The organism is Vibrio aestuarianus, assembly GCF_028858425.1.
GTDB lineage: Bacteria > Pseudomonadota > Gammaproteobacteria > Enterobacterales > Vibrionaceae > Vibrio > Vibrio aestuarianus.
In genome coordinates this window covers 494,008-515,273 of record NZ_JAKNYQ010000001.1, presented here as the reverse complement: position 1 = coordinate 515,273, position 21,266 = coordinate 494,008, and the positions used below count along the sequence as shown (strand labels likewise).

General features: G+C 42.4%; 18 protein-coding genes and 2 pseudogenes. 14 read left to right on the top strand and 6 right to left on the bottom strand.

Annotation, left to right across the window (positions count from 1 at the left end; genetic code table 11):
• Nucleotides 1-23: 23 nt before the first annotated feature.
• The gene (locus MCT08_RS02515; protein WP_274678643.1) at nucleotides 24-905 is read left to right on the top strand and encodes an AraC family transcriptional regulator; all 882 of its coding nucleotides are present in this window, start codon (nucleotides 24-26) and stop codon (nucleotides 903-905) included.
• Nucleotides 906-983: 78 nt separating this feature from the next.
• Here the strand turns inward: MCT08_RS02515 and MCT08_RS02510 are convergent.
• Nucleotides 984-1,127 (bottom strand): annotated as a pseudogene (locus MCT08_RS02510) (carbohydrate porin); the annotation flags it as partial.
• Nucleotides 1,128-1,375, bottom strand: a pseudogene (locus MCT08_RS18650) (helix-turn-helix domain-containing protein); the annotation flags it as partial.
• 124 nt (nucleotides 1,376-1,499) lie between these two features.
• On the opposite strand from MCT08_RS18650, the gene MCT08_RS02500 reads away from it, so the two are divergent.
• Nucleotides 1,500-2,510: a LacI family DNA-binding transcriptional regulator gene (locus tag MCT08_RS02500; RefSeq protein ID WP_274677833.1), complete on the top strand. Its 1,011-nt coding sequence runs from the start codon at nucleotides 1,500-1,502 to the stop codon at nucleotides 2,508-2,510.
• Between the two features lie 114 nt (nucleotides 2,511-2,624).
• On the opposite strand, the gene MCT08_RS02495 is transcribed toward MCT08_RS02500, so the two are convergent.
• The 4 genes from MCT08_RS02495 to MCT08_RS02480 all read right to left on the bottom strand — a co-directional run bounded on the left by MCT08_RS02495 (nucleotide 2,625) and on the right by MCT08_RS02480 (nucleotide 8,273).
• Entirely contained in the window at nucleotides 2,625-3,902 is a 1,278-nt protein-coding gene (locus MCT08_RS02495) for a carbohydrate porin (RefSeq protein WP_274677832.1), read from the bottom strand.
• A 418-nt stretch (nucleotides 3,903-4,320) separates the two neighbouring features.
• Nucleotides 4,321-4,782, bottom strand: coding sequence for an IS200/IS605 family transposase (gene tnpA, locus MCT08_RS02490; RefSeq protein ID WP_088731499.1), 462 nt, complete (start codon nucleotides 4,780-4,782; stop codon nucleotides 4,321-4,323).
• 249 nt (nucleotides 4,783-5,031) lie between these two features.
• Nucleotides 5,032-5,493, bottom strand: coding sequence for an IS200/IS605 family transposase (gene tnpA, locus MCT08_RS02485; protein ID WP_088731499.1), 462 nt, complete (start codon nucleotides 5,491-5,493; stop codon nucleotides 5,032-5,034).
• Nucleotides 5,494-5,708: 215 nt separating this feature from the next.
• Complete coding sequence (locus tag MCT08_RS02480) at nucleotides 5,709-8,273, bottom strand: glycoside hydrolase family 3 protein (protein ID WP_274677830.1); 2,565 nt, start codon at nucleotides 8,271-8,273, stop codon at nucleotides 5,709-5,711.
• A gap of 544 nt (nucleotides 8,274-8,817) precedes the next feature.
• Here MCT08_RS02480 and MCT08_RS02475 point away from each other — a divergent pair.
• The 12 genes from MCT08_RS02475 (at nucleotide 8,818) to fis (ending at nucleotide 21,009) form a co-directional block, all read left to right on the top strand.
• Nucleotides 8,818-10,947: an ADP-ribosylglycohydrolase family protein gene (locus tag MCT08_RS02475; RefSeq protein ID WP_274677829.1), complete on the top strand. Its 2,130-nt coding sequence runs from the start codon at nucleotides 8,818-8,820 to the stop codon at nucleotides 10,945-10,947.
• Between the two features lie 43 nt (nucleotides 10,948-10,990).
• Nucleotides 10,991-12,241, top strand: coding sequence for an ABC transporter substrate-binding protein (locus MCT08_RS02470; RefSeq protein WP_274677828.1), 1,251 nt, complete (start codon nucleotides 10,991-10,993; stop codon nucleotides 12,239-12,241).
• 89 nt (nucleotides 12,242-12,330) lie between these two features.
• On the top strand, nucleotides 12,331-13,431 hold the full coding sequence (locus tag MCT08_RS02465; RefSeq protein ID WP_274677827.1) for an ABC transporter ATP-binding protein: 1,101 nt from the start codon (nucleotides 12,331-12,333) through the stop codon (nucleotides 13,429-13,431).
• A gap of 2 nt (nucleotides 13,432-13,433) precedes the next feature.
• On the top strand, nucleotides 13,434-14,426 hold the full coding sequence (locus MCT08_RS02460) for a carbohydrate ABC transporter permease (RefSeq protein ID WP_274677826.1): 993 nt from the start codon (nucleotides 13,434-13,436) through the stop codon (nucleotides 14,424-14,426).
• Between the two features lie 2 nt (nucleotides 14,427-14,428).
• Nucleotides 14,429-15,265 (top strand): carbohydrate ABC transporter permease, encoded by an 837-nt coding sequence (locus MCT08_RS02455; protein WP_274677825.1) that lies wholly within the window; start codon nucleotides 14,429-14,431, stop codon nucleotides 15,263-15,265.
• Nucleotides 15,266-15,443: 178 nt separating this feature from the next.
• Nucleotides 15,444-15,776, top strand: a complete 333-nt coding sequence (locus tag MCT08_RS02450) for a hypothetical protein (protein ID WP_274677824.1) — start codon at nucleotides 15,444-15,446, stop codon at nucleotides 15,774-15,776.
• Nucleotides 15,777-16,249: 473 nt separating this feature from the next.
• A complete protein-coding gene (aroQ, locus tag MCT08_RS02445; protein WP_274677823.1) occupies nucleotides 16,250-16,699 on the top strand; it encodes a type II 3-dehydroquinate dehydratase in 450 nt (149 codons plus the stop codon).
• 58 nt (nucleotides 16,700-16,757) lie between these two features.
• Nucleotides 16,758-17,219 (top strand): acetyl-CoA carboxylase biotin carboxyl carrier protein, encoded by a 462-nt coding sequence (gene accB, locus MCT08_RS02440; protein ID WP_274677822.1) that lies wholly within the window; start codon nucleotides 16,758-16,760, stop codon nucleotides 17,217-17,219.
• A 15-nt stretch (nucleotides 17,220-17,234) separates the two neighbouring features.
• The gene (accC, locus tag MCT08_RS02435) at nucleotides 17,235-18,581 is read left to right on the top strand and encodes an acetyl-CoA carboxylase biotin carboxylase subunit (protein WP_274677820.1); all 1,347 of its coding nucleotides are present in this window, start codon (nucleotides 17,235-17,237) and stop codon (nucleotides 18,579-18,581) included.
• A gap of 112 nt (nucleotides 18,582-18,693) precedes the next feature.
• On the top strand, nucleotides 18,694-19,581 hold the full coding sequence (prmA, locus tag MCT08_RS02430; protein ID WP_274675207.1) for a 50S ribosomal protein L11 methyltransferase: 888 nt from the start codon (nucleotides 18,694-18,696) through the stop codon (nucleotides 19,579-19,581).
• Between the two features lie 139 nt (nucleotides 19,582-19,720).
• Nucleotides 19,721-20,689, top strand: a complete 969-nt coding sequence (gene dusB / locus MCT08_RS02425) for a tRNA dihydrouridine synthase DusB (RefSeq protein ID WP_053309797.1) — start codon at nucleotides 19,721-19,723, stop codon at nucleotides 20,687-20,689.
• A 23-nt stretch (nucleotides 20,690-20,712) separates the two neighbouring features.
• A complete protein-coding gene (fis, locus tag MCT08_RS02420; protein WP_010320338.1) occupies nucleotides 20,713-21,009 on the top strand; it encodes a DNA-binding transcriptional regulator Fis in 297 nt (98 codons plus the stop codon).
• The last annotated feature ends 257 nt before the right edge of the window (nucleotides 21,010-21,266 follow it).

Below are 21,266 nucleotides of genomic sequence, written 5' to 3'. Positions count from 1 at the left end.
ACAAAAAACAGGAAAAATACGACATGACACCGCTTTATCTGCTCAGCTCACATCAGCGCCATCAGCATCTTAACTTCGCTTTTGTTGACGGAGACCACAAAACGGATTTCGGAATGCATAAACATGATTTTTCTGAGCTATTTCTAGTCATGGAGGGCACAGGGAAACACGTTGTCTCTGAGTACGAATATCCACTAAACACTGGCGATATTTTTGTTATTAAAGGCGATACCGAGCATGGTTTCAAAGAGGTTGACCATCTCAAGCTCATCAATCTCATGTTTGATGATTCATCCCCTTTTTTTGAATTGCCTTCAATGCGAGCACTGTCTGGCTATCAAGCGCTATTCAAAATCGAGCCCATTGCGCGACAAACGAGTGAGTATCGAGCCAAGCTCACACTCGACAGCGACCAACTTCCGATCATTGCTTCACTACTTAAGCAGATCAGAGACGAATACGAACAAGCACAGCCCGGGTTTGAAATAATGATCAACAGCTTGATGCAGCATCTCATCGTCAAACTCGCACGACTCTATCAACATCAACAACTCGACACCCCACAAACCACGTTTGCACTTAGCCGTGCGTTGGTTTTCCTTGAACAACACTATACTCAAAGCCACATAGACATTGAGCAAGTTGCCAATGCCGCTTACATCAGTCAAAGACAACTTCAGCGGCTGTTTCGTCAGTACTTCAACAGCTCACCCATTCAATACCTTAGAAGCTTGCAGCTGCAACATGCACAACGGCTGATTTTTGACGAGCGTATTCAATCGGTACAGTTAATTGCTGAACAAAGTGGGTTTGGTGACAGTAACTATTTTTCGAAATGCTATAAACTCCAATTTGGCCAAACGCCACGGGAAAGTATAAAAAAAGCCGCTACAGAGAGCGGCTAAAAGGTTAAAATGATAAAAATATTAATCAAAACGAATCGAATGGTGTTGAAGAATGAACAATAAGTTTTTGCTGCTAGGTTACCACCAAGCCTCAAACATCGCGCCAAACGTAGCTGTATCTAGATCAGTTGGCTCTGTTTTTATACCTGTGTACTCGTTATCTTGGTTACCCACTGTGGTATAGAATCGCAGCATAGGACGAGCCCATGTCTGGCCGCCAATTGGACTCCAATTATTAGTGAGGAAAAACTCGATAAAATCTACGTACTGTTGAGGTATTCGATACTTATCCGCTTGTTGTCACTTCGCAACTGAAAGTTGTTGATGTGCTTTGTCTGGCAGACAAAGCTCTTTATTTGCAACTCACGATAAATGGTTGAGCGATGGCATTTAACGGTCTTAGCAATTTCTGATACTGAAATTCCCCATTCCAAAAGGGCAGAAATCTGATATCTTCTCCCTTCAGTCAACTACTGATAATTCATTGTAGTACAGCTTGTTTCTTTGGCGAGAAGATCGTACCACTTTAACAGTTGGCTTCTTCTACTACGCCTTTCCATGAATGTCGCTGTTATTATCTGAAATCGGGAGTAAATGAAAACTATGGGAAAAGTAACATCGAGAATGATAGCTGCACACGCTAAGGTTTCACCTAGCACAGTTTCTAGATATCTTAATCGCAGTTCATTTATTGTGAAGGAAAAAGTTCAGGCTATTGAAAATGCAATGAGTGAACTTGGGTATGAACAAAAAAAACTTCACACTCAAGCTACGTCTAGAACCATGGTTATTGGCGTACTCTCTCCTAGTTACGATAGCACTCATGTATCAAGTATATTTGCAGGAATGAATCGTGCAGTTTCAAAACATGTTTATCGACTTAATGTAGAAGCGAGTAACTATGAAATTGATCGTGAGCGTCGAATCCTTAAAGGTATGGTTGCTAAAGGAGTGGATGGCATAATTATTATTGGCCCATCTCTAAGCGAGAAGGAAATTAGCCAGTTACTAAAAGGTGTACCAGTATTAATATTTTGCGCATCTGCATTACCGACAAATAACCATGAAGAAAAATGGTTACCGCAATTAAATATGGATAATGAATTGGGTGCATATTTAGCTGTAAACCATTTGATTCAAAAAGGTCACCGCAAAATTGTACACCTTAGAGGACCAAAAGATAACAGTGATGCCGATGCGCGTTATTCTGGCTTTGTAAGGGCAATGGAAAGTGCAGGCTTATCAGTGGATCATGATTTGGTCATTTGGGGCGATTATGATTCTGAAAAAAGCAGCCAAGCCATTCGTCAACTTGTGTCGAGTAACCATGAATTTACCGCAATATTTGCTTGTAATGATAAAAGTGCATTTGGTGCCATGCACGGTCTCTATAGAGAGGGAATGTACGTACCAAGAGACGTGGCTCTAATTGGGTATGATGACATGCCACTTTCAAGTTATACAATTCCACCGCTCACCACTGTTCGGTTACCTTTCGAGGAAATGGGCGAGTTATCTATTGCTTATATATTGGATCTGATATCTGGTAATAAACCGAAATATAAGATGCCCACAATGCAGCTTATTATTCGAGAATCGACCTAGGGGATAAATTCTGGATTTTCGCAGTGACAAAACAGGCCACTATTCATAAAAATAGCGGCCTATTTTCTTAATATGCTGTATGGATCAGACAGCAAATGAGAGGGGGATGAATTATTACCACCAAGCTTCGAATTGAACACCGAAGCTAACAGAGTCAAACTTGTCGTTTGCTATTGAAGAGTGCACACCATAAGATTCTTCTTCCCAATGCGTATCTTTCTCAGCGTAAGTTACGTATATACGTAGATGAGGTACATCACCAAAATGGAATTTTTGAGAAAGTGTTGCTTTAGCTGATGTGTTAGTGCCGTCATACGTTTTTGATTCTGCTTGCTGGTAGCCAAGCTCTAATTCAGTTTGTGTGAATGTGCTCCAGTTATAGCGAGGGCGAATACCGGCGTTGAACCAACGTTTACCATCTTTATTATCGAAATCCATATCAATGTCTTCGAATGCGATAGAGTAGCCAGCACTCCATTTGTCGTTGTACGTGTAGTTACCGTGGTTAAACAGCCGTACACTACTACCAGGAGCTTCAACGTTAACAATTTGTGTTCCAGACCAACCCGACACACCGATACCATCGGTATATTGTAGTGTTAAAATGTTGTTGAAACCTGCGAAATTACCACGGTGAGAAGCCGTTAGCATGTAACCTGTAGTTTGAGCATTACGAACCGTTTCTTTTAGGTCCTCATCATCTACGACACTCGCAAAGTTAACACCCAATGCTAATTTACCACCGGGGACAGCGATATCGTGCACACGAATTTCTGGTAGGTGAACAGCGGTGATTAATCGCTGAGGACCGCCGTCCTCATCATCGAGTTCGTCAGCTGGAGCACTTCGCATCATTTCGCCGTTATTATAGTTATAGGTTATATCCATCAACATGCCAGGCAGTTCGATGTCTCGGATACCGAAACCACGACCGTAGTTATCCCAATACTCGTAATCCAACATGTCATCGGCGATGGAACGAGGGTAGAGTTTACCCGCCCACATGCTTGTTATGTCACTGCCGAACACACCGTGCAGTTGTCCCCAAACCTGCATCACATCGAATGAATCAGATATACGGCCACCAAACTCTTGAACATCATGCCAAGAACCAATCATGACGCCAATTTCGCCTCGTTGACCACCTTCAGATACAAGGTCGGATTTTAGTCCGAACTCTAGCCAATCGTCTTCATTACCTAGACGATACTTACCAGCTGCACCTTCCGCAGAAACGTAGTCAGGGTGACCGTTTCCGTTACTGCTGTTTGGTGAAACATGAGCACCCGCACGCATGTAACCGAAGAAATTAATATCAGAGGTTGCCATTGCACTTGATGTAAAAAGCATAGCACCACAAATTAAGGTGATTTTGGCTGGTTTAAATTTCATTTTATACCTATGTTTACTTAAGGATTAATATCGGTAATTTATAGTCATTATTTTTGTATTTAAGCGGATTTTTCATCGAATAATTCCACTAATTTTCGGATAAATTCTATATTTAAATGCAGGCTATTTAATGTGACAGACATAGACTTTCAAAAATAGTTCACAACTTTCGCAATAAAATAATTTCACATATAAGGCATTGTTTTTAATGAGATTTAAATAATTTATTTAGATTAATTTCATGAGTCACTCTGTATTTCAGATAAAAATCAAAATATATTTAATAGCATTTTCTTTCGATAATTTCCGTAAAAAAAAGTATCCACCGGCATAGCCGGTGGTTTTTCATATGCGCCTATAAGGCTTTCCTACTGGCAGCGCCCTAGCAGGCGCGTAGTGATCTGACATTTGCATATGACTATTTCCTGCGGCCCGTAAACGGGCTACCTGAGTACGGGATCGATAATTGCTCTCCCATTTTATCCTGCTCTAATTGGTGCTTTATGTAACTTTGTATCTTCTCGGTATTTTTTCCTACCGTATCTACATAATACCCTCGACACCAAAATTCTCGATTCCTGTACTTGAACTTCAAATCTCCAAATCGCTCATAGAGCATCAGGCTACTTTTTCCTTTCAAATACCCCATAAAGGATGAAACACTCATCTTCGGTGGTATTTCTAAAAGCATATGAATATGATCTACGCAGCACTCCGCTTCAATAATATTCACACTTTTCCATTCACATAGTTTTCTAAGTATCTCGCCTACTGCCCTTCGTTTCTCACCATAGAACACCTGCCTTCGGTACTTAGGTGCAAAAACTACATGATATTTACAATTCCATCGCGTGTGCGCTAAGCTCTTTTCGTCCCCCATTGGGACCCCCTTTCAATTCTTAATTAACTCTTGCAGTTGCCAGACCACAAGACGTTTTTATCAAATTGAAAGGGGTTATATAACTGGCTTATAGCTGTAAGCTTTACGGAACCCCCAGCCTAGCTGGGGGTTTTCTCGATACAAAAAAAGTATCCACCGGCATAGCCGGTGGTTTTTCATATGCGCCTATAAGGCTTTCCTACTGGCAGCGCCCTAGCAGGCGCGTAGTGATCTGACATTTGCATATGACTATTTCCTGCGGCCCGTAAACGGGCTACCTGAGTACGGGATCGATAATTGCTCTCCCATTTTATCCTGCTCTAATTGGTGCTTTATGTAACTTTGTATCTTCTCGGTATTTTTTCCTACCGTATCTACATAATACCCTCGACACCAAAATTCTCGATTCCTGTACTTGAACTTCAAATCTCCAAATCGCTCATAGAGCATCAGGCTACTTTTTCCTTTCAAATACCCCATAAAGGATGAAACACTCATCTTCGGTGGTATTTCTAAAAGCATATGAATATGATCTACGCAGCACTCCGCTTCAATAATATTCACACTTTTCCATTCACATAGTTTTCTAAGTATCTCGCCTACTGCCCTTCGTTTCTCACCATAGAACACCTGCCTTCGGTACTTAGGTGCAAAAACTACATGATATTTACAATTCCATCGCGTGTGCGCTAAGCTCTTTTCGTCCCCCATTGGGACCCCCCTTTCAATTCTTAATTAACTCTTGCAGTTGCCAGACCACAAGACGTTTTTATCAAATTGAAAGGGGTTATATAACTGGCTTATAGCTGTAAGCTTTACGGAACCCCCAGCCTAGCTGGGGGTTTTCTCGATACAAAAAAGGCCAACTTAATAAGTTGACCTTTAACTCTAAAAATATCAGTTTATATTAAATATAAAGTTATTTACTACGCACTCCATGAAACATTTGCAAGAACAGCATTAAACCTGCCTTTTGTATAGATCATAAATGGTGTATCTAAATAGCGTAAGTCAACACCTTGATCGATAAACTCCTGGCAAGGGACTGAAACTTTAATAAAGTCATTACCAGCAACTAATTGATCAGTAATATCAACTGACGCAACGCCAAACGGTTCTTCGTTTTTAGTCCATTTCTGTAATGACAGTTTAACGGATTCTGTTGGCACTTTTAGAACTTTTATTTCAAAATGAATCGAACCATTCCTATGCAGGGAAAAGTCTTCTACAGAACCATCGCCTACTTGGATATAAATGGCCCCAAATTTGTCATTAAAGTTGATATTAATAGCATCTTGTTGCTGTTCATAGTTATAAGGTGCTGTATTAATCGCTTCGATAGCCATTGGGTTATTTCTTGAAACTTCAGAGCCTATCCAGTGAGCGAGATCTGATATTTTTAATTTGTAGTCGCCGATGTTCGAACGCACGCCATATAGATGTTTGGATTCGGTTGCTGTATCGGCTTGGTGAACAACATCAATATCTAATTCAATGTTATCAAGGTCGCGTGTTTGTTTACGATCTGAATAGTTTAGTCCATATCCATACTCAAATAGAGGGGCGTGTTCGCCATTTGGATCTTGTTCGTTGTCTGGGCAAACATAGTTAGGTATATGCTGTGGAATGCGATTTATCGTTACACTACGTTTCTTGTTTGGCCAAGAGTACGAAAGTTGACCAACAAAGTCATAACGAATGTTATCTTTTTCATCACGAACAAGCACATCGGTGATACCCATGCCTTCACTACCAGGAAGGAAGGCTGCAACGAATGCTTCCGAGCGAGCTATTTCTTCATTGATGTAAAGAGGACGACCACTAAAGAAGATGCTAATGACTTTAACGCCTAACTTATTTAATTTAGCGATTTTCTCGCAGTCAGATTTATAGATGCGCTTGAGCTTTGAGAATTCCAGCGATTGCCAAGCTTTAATATCGCCCATCATTTCGGCATAAGGATCTTCGCCAAATACAACGATAGCGATATCTCCTGCGTTATAATTAGAGTTCAATTCTGGATCAAAATGAATATTCTCTGACCCCATTTCAGCTTCAAGAGCCATTTTAACGGTGGTTGCACCTGGGAAGTCATCGAGTGTATTTTCATCCCCTTGCCATGTTAGGTTCCAACCACCGGATTGTTTTTGCAAATCGTTTGCAGCACTACCCGTTAGAATGATTTTTTGATCACGAGATAGAGGAAGAATATCGTTGTTATTTTTAAGTAACACTAGTGATTTACGTACTGCTTCTCGGGCTATCTCACGGTGAGGTTGAGCGCCAAGTTGAGCTTGTTTTCCCGCAAATTTACGTAAGCTAGGGCGTGGTTTTTCCCATAAACCAGCACGCATTTTCACACGTAGAATACGAGTAACCGCATCGTCAATACGATCCATAGAAATAGCGCCACTATTAACCGCAGCCAAGGTTGACTCGATAACCCCTTTCCAGTGCTCTCGAACTGGAACCATAAGAACATCGTTGCCCGCATTAATAGCGTAAACGGCATCAGTATCAGTACACTTACTCACCTCAGCATGACCATTCCAATCGGTAACGATCAGGCCATCAAAGCCCATCTTGTCTTTTAGAATATCAGTAAGCAGGTACTTACTTCCGTGAATTTTTAAATTGTATTCTTCACCTAACTCTGGTGAATGATCGTAGTTTGCTTTATTTTCCCAACTATTGAAGGAAGACATCACAACCTGAGCACCTGCCTCTAAGCCACTGAAGTAACCCATCGCATGGATGTTGATTAGGTGCTCTTCACTGTAACCATTAACACCACGGTCAATGCCTGTACGAGTACCACCGTCACCGACAAAGTGTTTAACATTTGAAAGAACGCGCTCTTCGCTTTTTAGCTGCTGCGCGTTGCCTTGTAATCCCTGTACCATTTTAGCTGCGTACTCGTAAGTCACTTCAGGATCTTCAGAGTAGCCTTCATAAACTCGGCCCCAGCGATAGTCTCGTGGTGTTGCAACCGTTGGTGCAAACGTCCAATCAAGTCCCGTTGCAACAACTTCACGAGCCGTGACTTCACCTATACTGTGGATCATTTCAGGATCACGAGCACATCCTAATCCGATGTTATGCGGGAATACTGTCGAACCGAAAACGTTGTTGTGTCCATGAACGGCATCGGTAGCCCATACAAAAGGAATTCGAAAACCACGACCTTTAAACATTTTTTCTGTTGCTTCCCAGAACGTATCTGCGCAATCAACCCAATCTTGAGCAGAAGAATGTTTGTTTTCATTTGGCCAAGCGCCACCACCGTTAAGAATAGAACCCAGTTTATATTCATAGACTTCTTCAGGAGTGACTTCTCGAAGATTAGGTTGGACCATCTGTCCAATTTTCTCTTCTAGTGTCATTTGTTGAAGAATTTCATCTATTCTATCTTCAATAATAGGATCTTTTTTAATGGCCGATTCAATCTTTGGCCAATCCTTAAAAAAAGGAAGACTATTTTTAATTTTCATCTTAAACATCTCAGTAATATATTTTTAAAAATTCCCAATAAAGCGGATACTATCTTTGAAAACAGCCCTTAGTTTGCGATGTAAGTCTCATTCTTAGGACCCAAGTATTTATATTGCTCAAAACAAAAGTCGGTACGCATTTTTATGCCATGCCATGAATTCTTTTGATTTATTTGCAATAAAAAACATATATTACAAAAGTTTAGTGTGAAATTTTTTATTCTTCTAGCTCGATGTGTAACTACGTTAACTAAATTCAATAGATGCAAAGCATGAGATCGTATGAATTTCATTCAAACATAGGATTTATTGGTGTGATGTAAATCTCTTTCAATAATTATTGGGTGAATTTTTTTTAATTTAATCAATTTAAAGCAATAAGAATCATAAGCTTACCATGAAACAAATATTAGTCATTGAAATGGAAAGATAACTACTTTCAATGTTTTGATCACAATTTTTAGATGTGGAACTTTGTATCATCCACATCAGATTAGAAGTTGTTTACTGCTTCCTTAAATATAAGATTAATAATGTTGGAGATATGATGTATAGCGAAGGTTTATATCGTAAAATATATTCTGGAATACTAGGGAAGATTGTCGGTGTATATATTGGAAGGCCTTTCGAAGGCTGGGATCACAGTCAAATAAGTAAAAACTTTGGCGATATTAATTGTTATGTTAACGAAGAAGTAGATCACCCTTTAATTTGTAGCGATGATGATATCACCGGTACATTTATGTTCACTCATGCTTTGGAAGACCATTTATTTCGTAAAGACTTCTCTTCAGTGCATGTTGGTCAAACTTGGTTAGATATCCTAATCAAAGGAAAAACCGTTCTTTGGTGGGGCGGGTATGGGCAATCAACAGAGCACACAGCGTGGCAAAATCTAAAAAATGGTATTCCTGCGCCACAAAGCGGCTCTATCGAGACGAACGGGCAAACCGTTGCTGAACAAATAGGCGCTCAAATTTTCATTGATGGCTGGGGAATGTTAAACCCAAACATGCCAGATAAAGCTGCAAATATGGCTCGTGAAGCTGGTCTGGTTAGTCACGATGGTGCTTCTGTTGACGCTGCTATCGTTATTGCCGTTATAGAATCCTTGGCATTTAACGAAGCAAACCTAGATACATTGATTGATTCTGCTTTAAGTTATATTAGCCAAGATAGCATCATCCAGAAGGTCATTACAGATGTGCGCCAGTGGCACAGTGAAAATCCACAAGATTGGCGTTACGCGTTCACGAAGCTTCGTGACAAATATGGTTACGATAAGTTTGATGGTACGTGTCACGTTGTGCCTAACCACGGATTAATCATTCTTTCTCTACTTTATGGAGAAGACAACTTCCATAAAGCGATGATGATTGTGAATACAGCAGGATGGGACACTGACTGTAATGCAGCAAACGTTGGCTGTATTAACGGTATTCGTTTAGACCTAGACAGTATCAATGATGGCTATGATTGGCGCGGTCCTGTGGCTGACCGTATCCTGCTTCCGACAGCGCATATCCATGAGCATATCTCAGATGCCCTTCGTGAAGCCGATAAAATGATGGAGTTGATCGTTCGCTGGCATACGGGTAAAACACTACCAAGAAAACCTCGTTTTCACTTTTCTCTACCAGGTGCTGTCCAAGGCTTCCAATTAGATAGCAAACATAATCACGTAAGAACGGCAACACTGTCTAATTCGAACAACGCGCTGACTATTGATTATAAAAACCTGATCGCTGGCATTCCACTAAAAGTGAAGACAGCCACGCACACTGATAAAGAGTGCAAAGTTAATGAGTCGTCTTACCACGTTGTTGGCAGCCCAACGCTTTATCCAGGTCAGGTTGCGATTGCAGAGATTGAACTAGCCAAAGAAGCGAATGCTGATGTTGAAGCATGCTTGTTCATTGAAATGTATGACACTGCATTAAACATCACAACTCAGTCAAGTGACACTGTTCGCTTAAAAGTGGGTGAACGCAACACGATTGAATGGACCATACCGACCGCTGATTTCCATATGATCGCTAATGTTGGAATTGAGATCACAGGTACGACTGAAAGAGCCCAGCACGGTCAGGTTAGGCTTCACCAGCTTGATTGGACGGGGACGCCAACTCAAATTATTGGTTTTGATAAAACAAAGCATCATGAAATTTGGGAAAGCAGTTTTATCAATACGATGGACACCAAAATCAAGTTTGATAATCAAGATATATATCGTCTTGTTAATGATGACATCACAAACCCTGGCGTGTTCACGTTTGGTAGTAAAGACTTCAAAGATTATGAACTGAGCATTCGGTTAGTACCTCAAACAAAAAATGCGTTTGGCCCTATCGTTCGATACCTCGGTCTAACTCGTTATTACCGAATAGAACTGACAAAAGATGACACTGCCATTTTGATACATGAATCATTCGGTGAGTCCCGTATTATCGCGGTCGCGCCGTTTGAATGGCAACCTCATAAAGCCTATGAGTTTAAGGTGAAAGTTGTAGATGATTATTTCAAATGCTCAATAAACGGTGTCGATACGTTTAGCGTAAGGGATGCAGCTATGCCAGAAACGTTCAAATGTGGTGGTGTTGGATTCTACAATTCATTAGGACCCGTGCACTTTACTGATATGAAGATTACTTCTGTTACATCCATTAATAACTAACACGGCGTGAAAACCGAATACTCTACAAATAATAAGGATAGGTATGAAAAAATTACAATTAAGCACTGTGTTTGGCGCTATCGTTACAGCTCTGTTTTCTACGGCTGCGCTTGCTGAAAAACAAGTGACTCTTAATGTCGCCGCATTTGCGAACTATGACCAAGTTGTTCGTTTGATTACCCCTGATTTTGAACAACAATATCCGAATATCAAAATTAACTTAAGATCGCTGTCGTTCCAAGATCACCATACAGCCCTGACAACATCACTTTCTACAGGTGCTAACGTTCCTGACGTCGCAGCCCTAGAAGTGGGGTTCATTGGTCGTTTAGCGAACGCTGGCGGCTTAGAAGATCTAAACCAAGCACCTTATAATGCGGCTGCTTTTGCCGAAAATTTCTCACCGTTTACAGTGCCTCTAGGCAAAAATTACCGTGGTGAGCAAGTTGCAATTCCTGTTGATATTGGCCCTGGTACTATCTTCTACCGTTCTGACGTATTGGATTCAGCAGGTGTTACCGCTGAAGAGATGCTGAAAGACTGGGACAGTTTCATTGAAACAGGTAAAAAAATCAAAGTTAACAACGGCAGCTATATCGTAGATAACGCATCGACAGCAATGAAAATTGTACTTCGAAGCGGCTTAGATGAAGGTCAATCAGTTTACTTTGGTAAAGACGATAAGATCTTGGTAGAAAGCGATCGCTTCAAAGAGGCTTTCCGTGTTGGTAAAGAGCTGTTTGACAATGACTTGTCAGCAGAAGTAAACCAGTGGAGTACGGAATGGAACGAAGGTTTGCGCCGCGGTGATATCGCGACTCAAATGTTCGGTTCTTGGTTTGTTGGTCACATTCGTGATTTCATCTCCCCTGGTACGGATTATTGGCGTACTGCGCAGCTTCCTGGTGGCACTTACGCGAGCTGGGGCGGGACTTTCTTATCGATTCCGGCAAGAGCCGAGCATAAAGAAGAGGCGTGGACATTCATTAAGTACATGTCAGATCGTGTAGAAACTCAGATTGCAGCACTAGAGTTCGGTACATTCCCTTCTTCCATTAAAGCGCAACAAGCGCCTGAAATGAAAGAAGAGATGGCGATTCTTGGTAATCAACAAGCACGCTTAGTCTGGCGTGAATCTGCAGAGCGTATTCCTGCAATTTCAGCTCACCGTCACGATCCAATCGCAGAGCGCATTATTGATGATGCATTTGAAAAGGTGATCAACCATAACGTCGATATCGATAAAGCGTTGTCTGATGCGGCTAAGTTGATCAAACGCCGCGCTCGTCGCTAATTAAAAATAAATAAACTTTGCAGCTACGACTCTTGTAGCTGCCTTTCTCGCTAACAAGACCCACTTTTATAAAGTATATAGGTACAAAAATGAGTTCCGTCACGTTCGAAAACGTAAAAAAAGCGTATGGTCAAACACAGGTAGTAAAGCAATTCGACCTTCATATCGAGGATGGTGAATTTGTGGTTTTCCTTGGCCCATCGGGTTGCGGTAAATCAACGACACTTCGCATGCTTGCTGGTCTAGAAGATATAACTTCAGGAAACATTCGAATTGGAGATCGTTTGGTGAATGATCTTCACCCAAAAGATCGTGATACTGCTATGGTATTCCAAAGTTACGCGCTTTACCCGCACATGACTGTTGAGAAGAATATCGGTTTCCCAATGAAAATGGCGGGTATTAAAAAAGAAGTTATCGCTGCACACGTTAAAGAAGTGGCTGAATCGCTAGAACTCACACCACTTTTGAAGCGCTATCCGAAAGCACTCTCTGGCGGTCAACGACAACGTGTTGCCATGGGTCGTGCAATGGTTCGCATACCATCTGTATTCTTGTTTGACGAGCCATTATCTAACCTTGATACCAAACTTCGTGGGACGATGCGTGCTGAAATTAAAGCAATGCATAAGAAGATTAAAACCACCACATTGTATGTTACTCACGATCAAGTTGAAGCAATGAGCTTAGCTGACCGTGTTGTTATCTTAAAAGACGGCTATATTTCACAAGTTGGTACGCCAAAAGAGATCTTCGAGTCGCCACATTCTAAATTCGTTGCAACCTTTATTGGTTCACCAGAGATGAACATCCTTTCGGCGACAGCAACTTCGTCAGACAACACGGTTGTTACCGTAGGTAAGCAATCTGTTACGCTAAACAAAACGCACATCTTGCCATCACTTGATATTGAATATGGAATTCGCCCTAGTGACTTCTATCTAAACCGTCAAACGGTTCAGTCTGATAATATAGGCACCTTAACGGTAACAGTTAATATGGTTGAGTTACTGGGGTCTAACTACCACCTTCACTGTTCAGTAGACGGACAAAATATACTTGCGGAAGTTGAATCTCCAACTGGTTTGGAAGAGCTAGAAAATCAGCAAATCGAACTTTACTTCGATCTAAACCGTACACACCTGTTTGACCAAGAAGGTCTAACCATTATTGGCACTGCGCAGGGGTAATTATGTCTGACACTATCATTACTAAGCGAGAGCCAGTACAACCAATCTCTCGGATAGAGAAGCTGAAGGCCAATAGCCATAAGTGGATACCTTATGTATTCATCAGTCCGTTCTTTATCGTATTTGCAATTTTTGGCTTATTCCCAATGTTGTTCTCTCTGTTCCTCTCTTTCCACTACTGGGAGCCAGCAGCAGGGTTTGGTGCAATGGAGTGGGTAGGGCTAGAGAACTATATCTTTACTCTTGGTGATGATTGGTTCCATACCTCACTATACAACACGTTTTGGATGGCGCTAGCTTCGGGTATTCCACAGCACTTAGTGGCGATTCCTCTGGCGTTCTTTATTCATACAGCTTTTAAACGTGGTCGTAACACGATCATGGGCTTATATTTCTTGCCATACATTACCTCAACGGTAGCGGTAGCGATGATCTTTACTACGCTATTCTCTCGTGACTATGGCTTGATCAACATGATGTTGACTTCAATCGGTACTATCAGTATTGGTGATTTCCAACCGTTTGCAATTCTATTCCCAACGGAAAATATTGATTGGAACCAGCCTGAGTACACCAAGACGATGGTTTCGTTTGTTGTTTTCTGGCGCTATGTTGGTTGGAACACAATCTTATACTTATCAGCGATGCAGACGATTCCTAAAGATCTGTATGAAGCAGCGACAATTGATGGTGCAACCAAGCTTAAACAGTTCTTTTACATTACGCTGCCAATGCTTAAGCCAATGATGTTCTTCGCTGTAACACTTTCAATTATCGGTAGCCTGCAGATCTTTGAAGAACCGTTCATTATTACCGATGGTACCGGTGGTATTGACCAAGCTGCAAAATCTGCCGCAATGCATATGTATATTACTGCATTCCAAGAGGGGGATTTTGGTACAGCGTCAGCAATATCTTGGTTCTTATTCCTAATTATTGCGGTCCTCACATGGGGTAATAACAAAATCTTTGCTGATAAAAAGAGCGAGAGTTAATAATGAAAATCAAATTTACACTTAGTGAGCTTGTCGCGTATGGTTTAGTCATCATGGGCGCGTTGATGATGCTGATACCATTTTACTTTATCTTCATCTTTGCTACTCACGACAACCAAGCGATTCTTTCTGTACCGCCACCAATGTGGTTTGGTGATCAATTGAGCGTTAACCTTAACGCGCTAATCGGTTATCTTCCGCACTTTTGGAAAAACCTAAGTTGGTCGTTTTACATCGCACTGATTACGACGATTTTGAACCTATTATTTTGTTCATTGGCGGGTTATGCGTTCGCAATGTTTGAGTTTAAACATAAGAACCGTTTATTCGTGTTTGTGATGGCGACCATGATGCTGCCAGCGTTCTTAAGTATGATTCCTACCGCATTGATTATGTCTTGGTTAGGCTGGATGAATACACCAAAAGCGCTTTATATTCCAATGGCAGTTGGTGCGATGGGTATCTTCCTAATGCGTCAATACATCAGCTCTGCAATTCCTAGAGAGTTAATTGAAGCAGCTCGTATGGATGGATGTGGTGAATTCTCGATTTTCTTCAGAATAATTTTTCCCCTAATTACACCAGCATTAGGAACATTAGGTTTGGTGACGTTTATCGGCCAGTGGAACAACTTTATGGGCCCGCTTGTTGTTATGAACGATATGGAGATGTTCACGCTTCCATTAGCGCTTCGTTCACTGCAGGGCAGTACGGCGCTTATTCCTTACGGTGCAATGTTTACCGGTATTGCAATAGCGGTTCTGCCATTGATGATTTTGTTTGCAATCAGCTCACGCCAATTAATTGCAGGATTAACCTCTGGTGCAGTTAAAGGCTAAATAACCCTATCTGATGGTCTTCCCACCCTAGTCGGCATCGTAATGTGCCAAGATAGAGTTGTAATATCCACTATCTAAAAACGAGGGAAGGCCATACCTCTTTAACGAAGGTTAGGTGATTCTGTTTTAGAAGGTAAAAGAAGAGGTTCTCACACGCTTTGTCGAACTCGGCATTGAGGTGAAAGATGGCGCGATTAGCATAAACCCAACGCTACTCAATCCAAACGAGTTTCTTCGCCACGATGCACAGTTTGACTGTCTCAATGTTAATGGCGAGGCATGCAGCTACCGCGTTGAAGCTAGCCAGTTAGCGTTTACCTACTGCCAAGTGCCGTTCATCTACGAAAAAGGCGACACGGCAAGCATAATGTGCCAATTGAGCGACGCTTCAATTCAAACGTTCAACACCCTGGCGTTAACCAAAACACTGAGTCAAAGCATTTTCGACCGTGATAATGTAGTTGAGAAAGTGAAAGTCATTGTGCCAGATACTATATTGCGACAATCATAAAAACTAGAGAATACTATTGAAGTTATGCGGGCAACCATCGGGGGAAGTTTGGGTTGTCCGCTTTTTTTGGTTCTGGACATACCACCATGATGAAGCCCCAGATTGAACGCTCAACACCTAAAGTATGATCAAGAGCTCGAGATCACATTGCTTATGTCAATAGGGCTTGGTGAACACTTACCTTCTCTATTCCCCTTTTTCCATCGATGCATTAGAGATAGACTTTATGCGAAATTGCTAAAATCATGCCCACAGTGATTAAATGGTTAATTCTTATTCTGTTAACTTGGTTACAAAATTAAATGGGCAAACAATCTGATAAGACCAGTAAATTGCTGCCATTTGCGCTGAATTAGCTATAATCTGGAGCAATTTCTTAAATACAGGGAATTTTTTGCGAAAAATTAACTCTGACATTAAGATTATATGGGAATATTAATATTCGTTCCACAAAACGGGGAGATGTCTACACAATGGCTGCAAAATCTCGCATTCTAGTCTTAAATGGTCCAAACCTTAACCTATTAGGGCTACGTGAACCTGCGCACTATGGGTCAAACACCTTAACGCAAATTGTCGAGACATTACGCGAACAAGCGCAAAAAGCAGACATTGAATTAGAACATCTTCAATCGAACCGCGAATATGAATTGATTGAAGCGATCCATAATGCTTATGGCAAGGTCGACTTCATCATCATTAACCCTGCCGCATTTACGCATACCAGTGTCGCACTGCGAGATGCGTTATTGGGCGTTGCCATCCCATTTATTGAAGTGCACTTATCTAACGTTCATGCACGTGAAGCGTTTCGCCACCACTCATACTTGTCCGATAAAGCACAAGGGGTGATTTGTGGTTTAGGTGCTCAAGGCTATGAATTCGCTTTGTCTGCAGCTATTAAAGCATTGCAGGCAAAGTAAACAAACACTCTGCAGCCCACTGAGGCTGTCTTATTCACAAGATAAAGAGAAAGAAAAGATGGATATTCGTAAAATCAAGAAGCTTATCGAACTGGTAGAAGAATCTGGCATTTCTGAATTAGAAATCTCTGAAGGTGAAGAATCAGTACGCATCAGCCGTAATACAGCTCCAGCGCAAATGGCACCAGTACAGTATGCAGCCGCTCCTGCACCAGCCGCTGCGCCTGCAGCCGCTCCTGCGGCGGCTTCTGTAGCAACGGAAGCTGCGGCTCCTGCCGCTCCAACTGGTCACCAAGTTCTTTCTCCAATGGTTGGTACTTTCTACGGCGCTCCAAGCCCTGATGCAAAACCATTCGTTAAAGTTGGTCAATCTGTCACTGCTGGCGAAACGCTATGTATCGTTGAAGCAATGAAAATGATGAACCAAATTGAAGCTGATAAATCTGGTGTTGTCACGGCTATCCTAGTTGAAGACGGTCAACCAGTAGAATTCGACCAAGCTCTAGTCATTATCGAATAATAGAGAACACTCATTATGTTAGATAAATTAGTAATCGCAAACCGTGGTGAAATTGCACTGCGTATTCTGCGAGCATGTAAAGAGCTTGGCATCAAAACGGTAGCGGTTCACTCAACTGCTGACCGCGATCTTAAGCACGTACTGCTTGCCGACGAAACTATTTGTATCGGCCCAGCTCGTGGTATCGATAGCTACTTGAACATTCCTCGTATCATCAGCGCGGCTGAAGTAACAGGTGCAGTGGCTATCCACCCAGGTTACGGCTTCCTATCTGAAAATGCAGACTTTGCAGAACAGGTAGAGCGCAGTGGCTTTATCTTCGTTGGTCCTAAAGCTGAAACCATTCGCATGATGGGTGACAAAGTGTCAGCTATCACGTCAATGAAGAAAGCTGGCGTACCTTGTGTACCTGGCTCTGACGGCCCTCTTGACGACGACGACGCGAAAAACAAAGCGCACGCTAAACGCATTGGTTTCCCTGTAATCATCAAAGCATCGGGCGGCGGCGGCGGTCGTGGTATGCGTGTGGTTCGCTCTGAAGGTGAATTGATTCAAGCTATTGCTATGACTCGCGCTGAAGCAAAAGCGGCTTTTAACAACGATGTGGTTTACATGGAAAAATTCCTTGAAAACCCACGTCACGTTGAAGTACAAATCATTGCTGATGGCCAAGGCGGTGCAATCCATCTAGGTGAACGTGACTGCTCAATGCAGCGTCGTCACCAAAAAGTGGTGGAAGAAGCTCCAGCTCCAGGTATCACTGAAGAGATGCGCAAATACATCGGTGAACGTTGTACTCGTGCTTGTATCGAAATCGGCTACCGTGGTGCTGGTACTTTTGAATTCTTGTACGAAAACGGTGAGTTCTACTTCATTGAAATGAATACTCGTATTCAGGTAGAGCACCCAGTAACAGAAATGGTAACTGGCGTTGACCTTATCAAAGAGCAGCTTCGTGTTGCCGCAGGCCAACCACTGTCATTCACCCAAGATGATATTAAGATTCGTGGCCATGCTATCGAGTGTCGTATCAACGCTGAAGATCCAGTGCGCTTCCTACCTTCACCGGGTAAAATTGAACACTTCCACGCGCCAGGCGGCATGGGTGTTCGTTGGGAATCACACATTTATGCGGGCTACACCGTACCACCGCATTACGATTCAATGATTGGTAAGCTGATCACTTACGGTGAAAACCGTGACGTAGCGATTGCGCGCATGAAGAATGCTCTCAATGAAATGATTGTTGATGGTATCAAAACCAATATCACGCTTCAGCAGTCGATCATGCAAGACGAAAACTTCCAACACGGTGGTGCGAATATCCACTACCTAGAGAAGAAGCTTGGTCTGCAACACTAATCTCGTATAGCGAAATTCCAAATGCTCACTTCGGTGAGCATTTTTGTTTTCGGCAGCCGAGTAACTTTCTGCTAAACTCTGCGCCAATTGACGATATGAAAGAGCAACTGACATGCCTTGGATTCAAATTAAACTGAACGCAACTAACGCCAATGCGGAACAAATTGGCGATATGCTGATGGAAGAAACTGGAGCATTATCAGTTACTTTCCTTGATGCACAAGATACTCCAGTATTCGAACCACTACCGGGTGAAACACGCCTGTGGGGCGATACCGACATTCTGGCATTGTATGATGCCGAAGCCGATACCGCGTGGGTACTTGAACAAATTCAGGCAAGCCAGCTACTCAGCAAAGACTTTGCCTACAAAGTTGAACAACTCGAAGACAAAGACTGGGAACGTGAATGGATGGATAACTTCCACCCAATGAAATTTGGTCAACGCTTATGGATCTGCCCAAGCTGGCGCGACATTCCAGAACCAGATGCAGTAAACGTAATGCTTGACCCAGGCCTTGCCTTTGGCACAGGTACTCACCCAACAACAGCGCTCTGCTTAGAGTGGCTAGAAAGCTTAGACCTATCAGGTAAAACCGTGATCGATTTTGGTTGTGGCTCTGGTATTTTGGCGATTGCCGCCATCAAATTAGGCGCAGCAAAAGTTGTCGGTATTGATATCGACCCACAAGCACTGCTGGCGTCCAAAGACAACGCACAACGTAATGGCGTGGCTGACCAACTCGAAGTTTACTTACCCCAAGATCAACCTGAAGGGCTGATTGCCGATGTGGTTGTCGCTAACATTCTGGCAGGTCCATTGCGTGAACTAAACGCCATCATCAAGAGCCTAGTGAAGCCAAACGGTGTGCTAGCGATGTCTGGCGTGTTAGATACTCAAGCTGAAGATGTTGCCAACCATTACCGTGATGAACTTCACATCGATCCAATCATTGAGCAAAGTGAATGGTGTCGAATCTCTGGTCGCAAGCAAGGCTAGATAAGACTTTGCGCGCTAATTGACTGTATTTTATACAAATTACTAAAACAAATAGTAAATGCTCAAATATTAGTCTTTTCACGCAGTAAAAAAATGCGTAAAATGCGCGCCCTTGCTGGTACAGAACTGTGATGACGTTTTGAAAATCGGAAACTATCAACTTAAGAACAAACTTATCGTTGCTCCCATGGCGGGAGTGACCGACAGACCGTTTCGAGAGTTGTGCCTTCGCTATGGAGCGGGAATGGCCGTCAGTGAAATGATGTCCTCAAATCCTGCTCTATGGAAAACGTCAAAGTCGAAACAACGCATGGTACATGAAGGCGAATCGGGCATTCGCTCTGTACAAATTGCCGGAGCCGACCCACAGTTGATGGCAGATGCCGCCCAGTTCAGTGTTGAAAACGGTGCTCAGATCATCGATATCAACATGGGTTGTCCAGCAAAAAAAGTGAATAAGAAGCTAGCAGGTTCTGCATTGCTACAATTTCCGGACACGATAGAACAGATCCTGAAAGCGGTAGTGAATGCAGTCGATGTCCCAGTGACATTAAAGACCCGCACTGGCTGGGACACAGACAATAAAAACTGTGTCCACATCGCTAAATTAGCCGAAGACTGCGGCATACAAGCCTTGGCCCTGCATGGGAGAACCAAAGCATGTATGTACAAAGGCGAGGCCGAATACGACAGCATTAAAGCGGTGAAACAAGCCATCTCCATTCCGGTTATCGCTAACGGTGATATCGATAGCCCAGAGAAGGCGAAGTACGTACTAGATTACACTGGTGCCGACGCTTTAATGATTGGACGCCCTGCCCAAGGTCGTCCGTGGATTTTTCAAGAAATCCAACACTATTTGGAAAACGGCACCACAATGCCTGAACTTCCGGCTGCGGAAGTGAAAGACATTATGCTTGGCCATGTTCACGCTCTACATAGTTTCTATGGCGAGTATTTAGGCCCCCGTATTGCACGTAAGCACGTGGGTTGGTACCTAAAAGAGCATCAACAAGCGAGTGAGTTTCGCCGTACCTTTAACGCTATTGACGCAGCGCCGCTGCAAATAGACGCGTTAGAAGGTTATTTTGATAACGTTGCATCATAATTAAGAGAAGAGCTAGACCGCATATGTTCGAACAAAATCTGACTTCAGAAGCTTTCACAGTAACAACCGTAACTTCACAAGATCAAATCACGCAAAAACCATTACGTGATTCAGTTAAAGCATCTCTTAAAAACTATCTTGCTCAGTTAAACGGCCAAGAAGTAACAGAACTATACGAATTAGTTCTCGCTGAAGTTGAACAGCCACTATTAGACACCATCATGCAATACACTCGCGGTAATCAAACTCGCGCAGCAACCATGATGGGTATCAACCGCGGTACTCTGCGTAAGAAGCTAAAAAAATACGGCATGAACTAATCTAACCGTTAAATACCATCGCTTTCAAAGCCGAGCCTCAGTGCTCGGTTTTTTCGTTTTAAACACTTTTCTGTACTGATATTTAAAAATGAAACGATAAATAAGCTGATGTTTTATTCCTCCTTTAGTCGCATTTACGTAACAAATGTACTCTGTTATGTTCAATTTTTTAGAAATTCAACCAGTTATGTGCAAACTTCAACCATAATAGAATAAAAAAAGAGAGAGCCAAAAGGCTCTCTCTGCTCGACGTACGT

Coding starts and splice junctions, on each gene's coding strand:
- accC (WP_274677820.1), top strand. CDS start 17,235: ATGTTAGATAAATTAGTAATCGCAAACCGTGGTGAAATTGCACTGCGT.
- fis (WP_010320338.1), top strand. CDS start 20,713: ATGTTCGAACAAAATCTGACTTCAGAAGCTTTCACAGTAACAACCGTA.
- MCT08_RS02465 (WP_274677827.1), top strand. CDS start 12,331: ATGAGTTCCGTCACGTTCGAAAACGTAAAAAAAGCGTATGGTCAAACA.
- MCT08_RS02500 (WP_274677833.1), top strand. CDS start 1,500: ATGAAAACTATGGGAAAAGTAACATCGAGAATGATAGCTGCACACGCT.
- MCT08_RS02515 (WP_274678643.1), top strand. CDS start 24: ATGACACCGCTTTATCTGCTCAGCTCACATCAGCGCCATCAGCATCTT.
- MCT08_RS02470 (WP_274677828.1), top strand. CDS start 10,991: ATGAAAAAATTACAATTAAGCACTGTGTTTGGCGCTATCGTTACAGCT.
- aroQ (WP_274677823.1), top strand. CDS start 16,250: ATGGCTGCAAAATCTCGCATTCTAGTCTTAAATGGTCCAAACCTTAAC.
- tnpA (WP_088731499.1), bottom strand. CDS start 5,493: ATGGGGGACGAAAAGAGCTTAGCGCACACGCGATGGAATTGTAAATAT.
- MCT08_RS02460 (WP_274677826.1), top strand. CDS start 13,434: ATGTCTGACACTATCATTACTAAGCGAGAGCCAGTACAACCAATCTCT.
- MCT08_RS02455 (WP_274677825.1), top strand. CDS start 14,429: ATGAAAATCAAATTTACACTTAGTGAGCTTGTCGCGTATGGTTTAGTC.
- MCT08_RS02495 (WP_274677832.1), bottom strand. CDS start 3,902: ATGAAATTTAAACCAGCCAAAATCACCTTAATTTGTGGTGCTATGCTT.
- MCT08_RS02480 (WP_274677830.1), bottom strand. CDS start 8,273: ATGAAAATTAAAAATAGTCTTCCTTTTTTTAAGGATTGGCCAAAGATT.
- MCT08_RS02475 (WP_274677829.1), top strand. CDS start 8,818: ATGATGTATAGCGAAGGTTTATATCGTAAAATATATTCTGGAATACTA.
- tnpA (WP_088731499.1), bottom strand. CDS start 4,782: ATGGGGGACGAAAAGAGCTTAGCGCACACGCGATGGAATTGTAAATAT.
- accB (WP_274677822.1), top strand. CDS start 16,758: ATGGATATTCGTAAAATCAAGAAGCTTATCGAACTGGTAGAAGAATCT.
- prmA (WP_274675207.1), top strand. CDS start 18,694: ATGCCTTGGATTCAAATTAAACTGAACGCAACTAACGCCAATGCGGAA.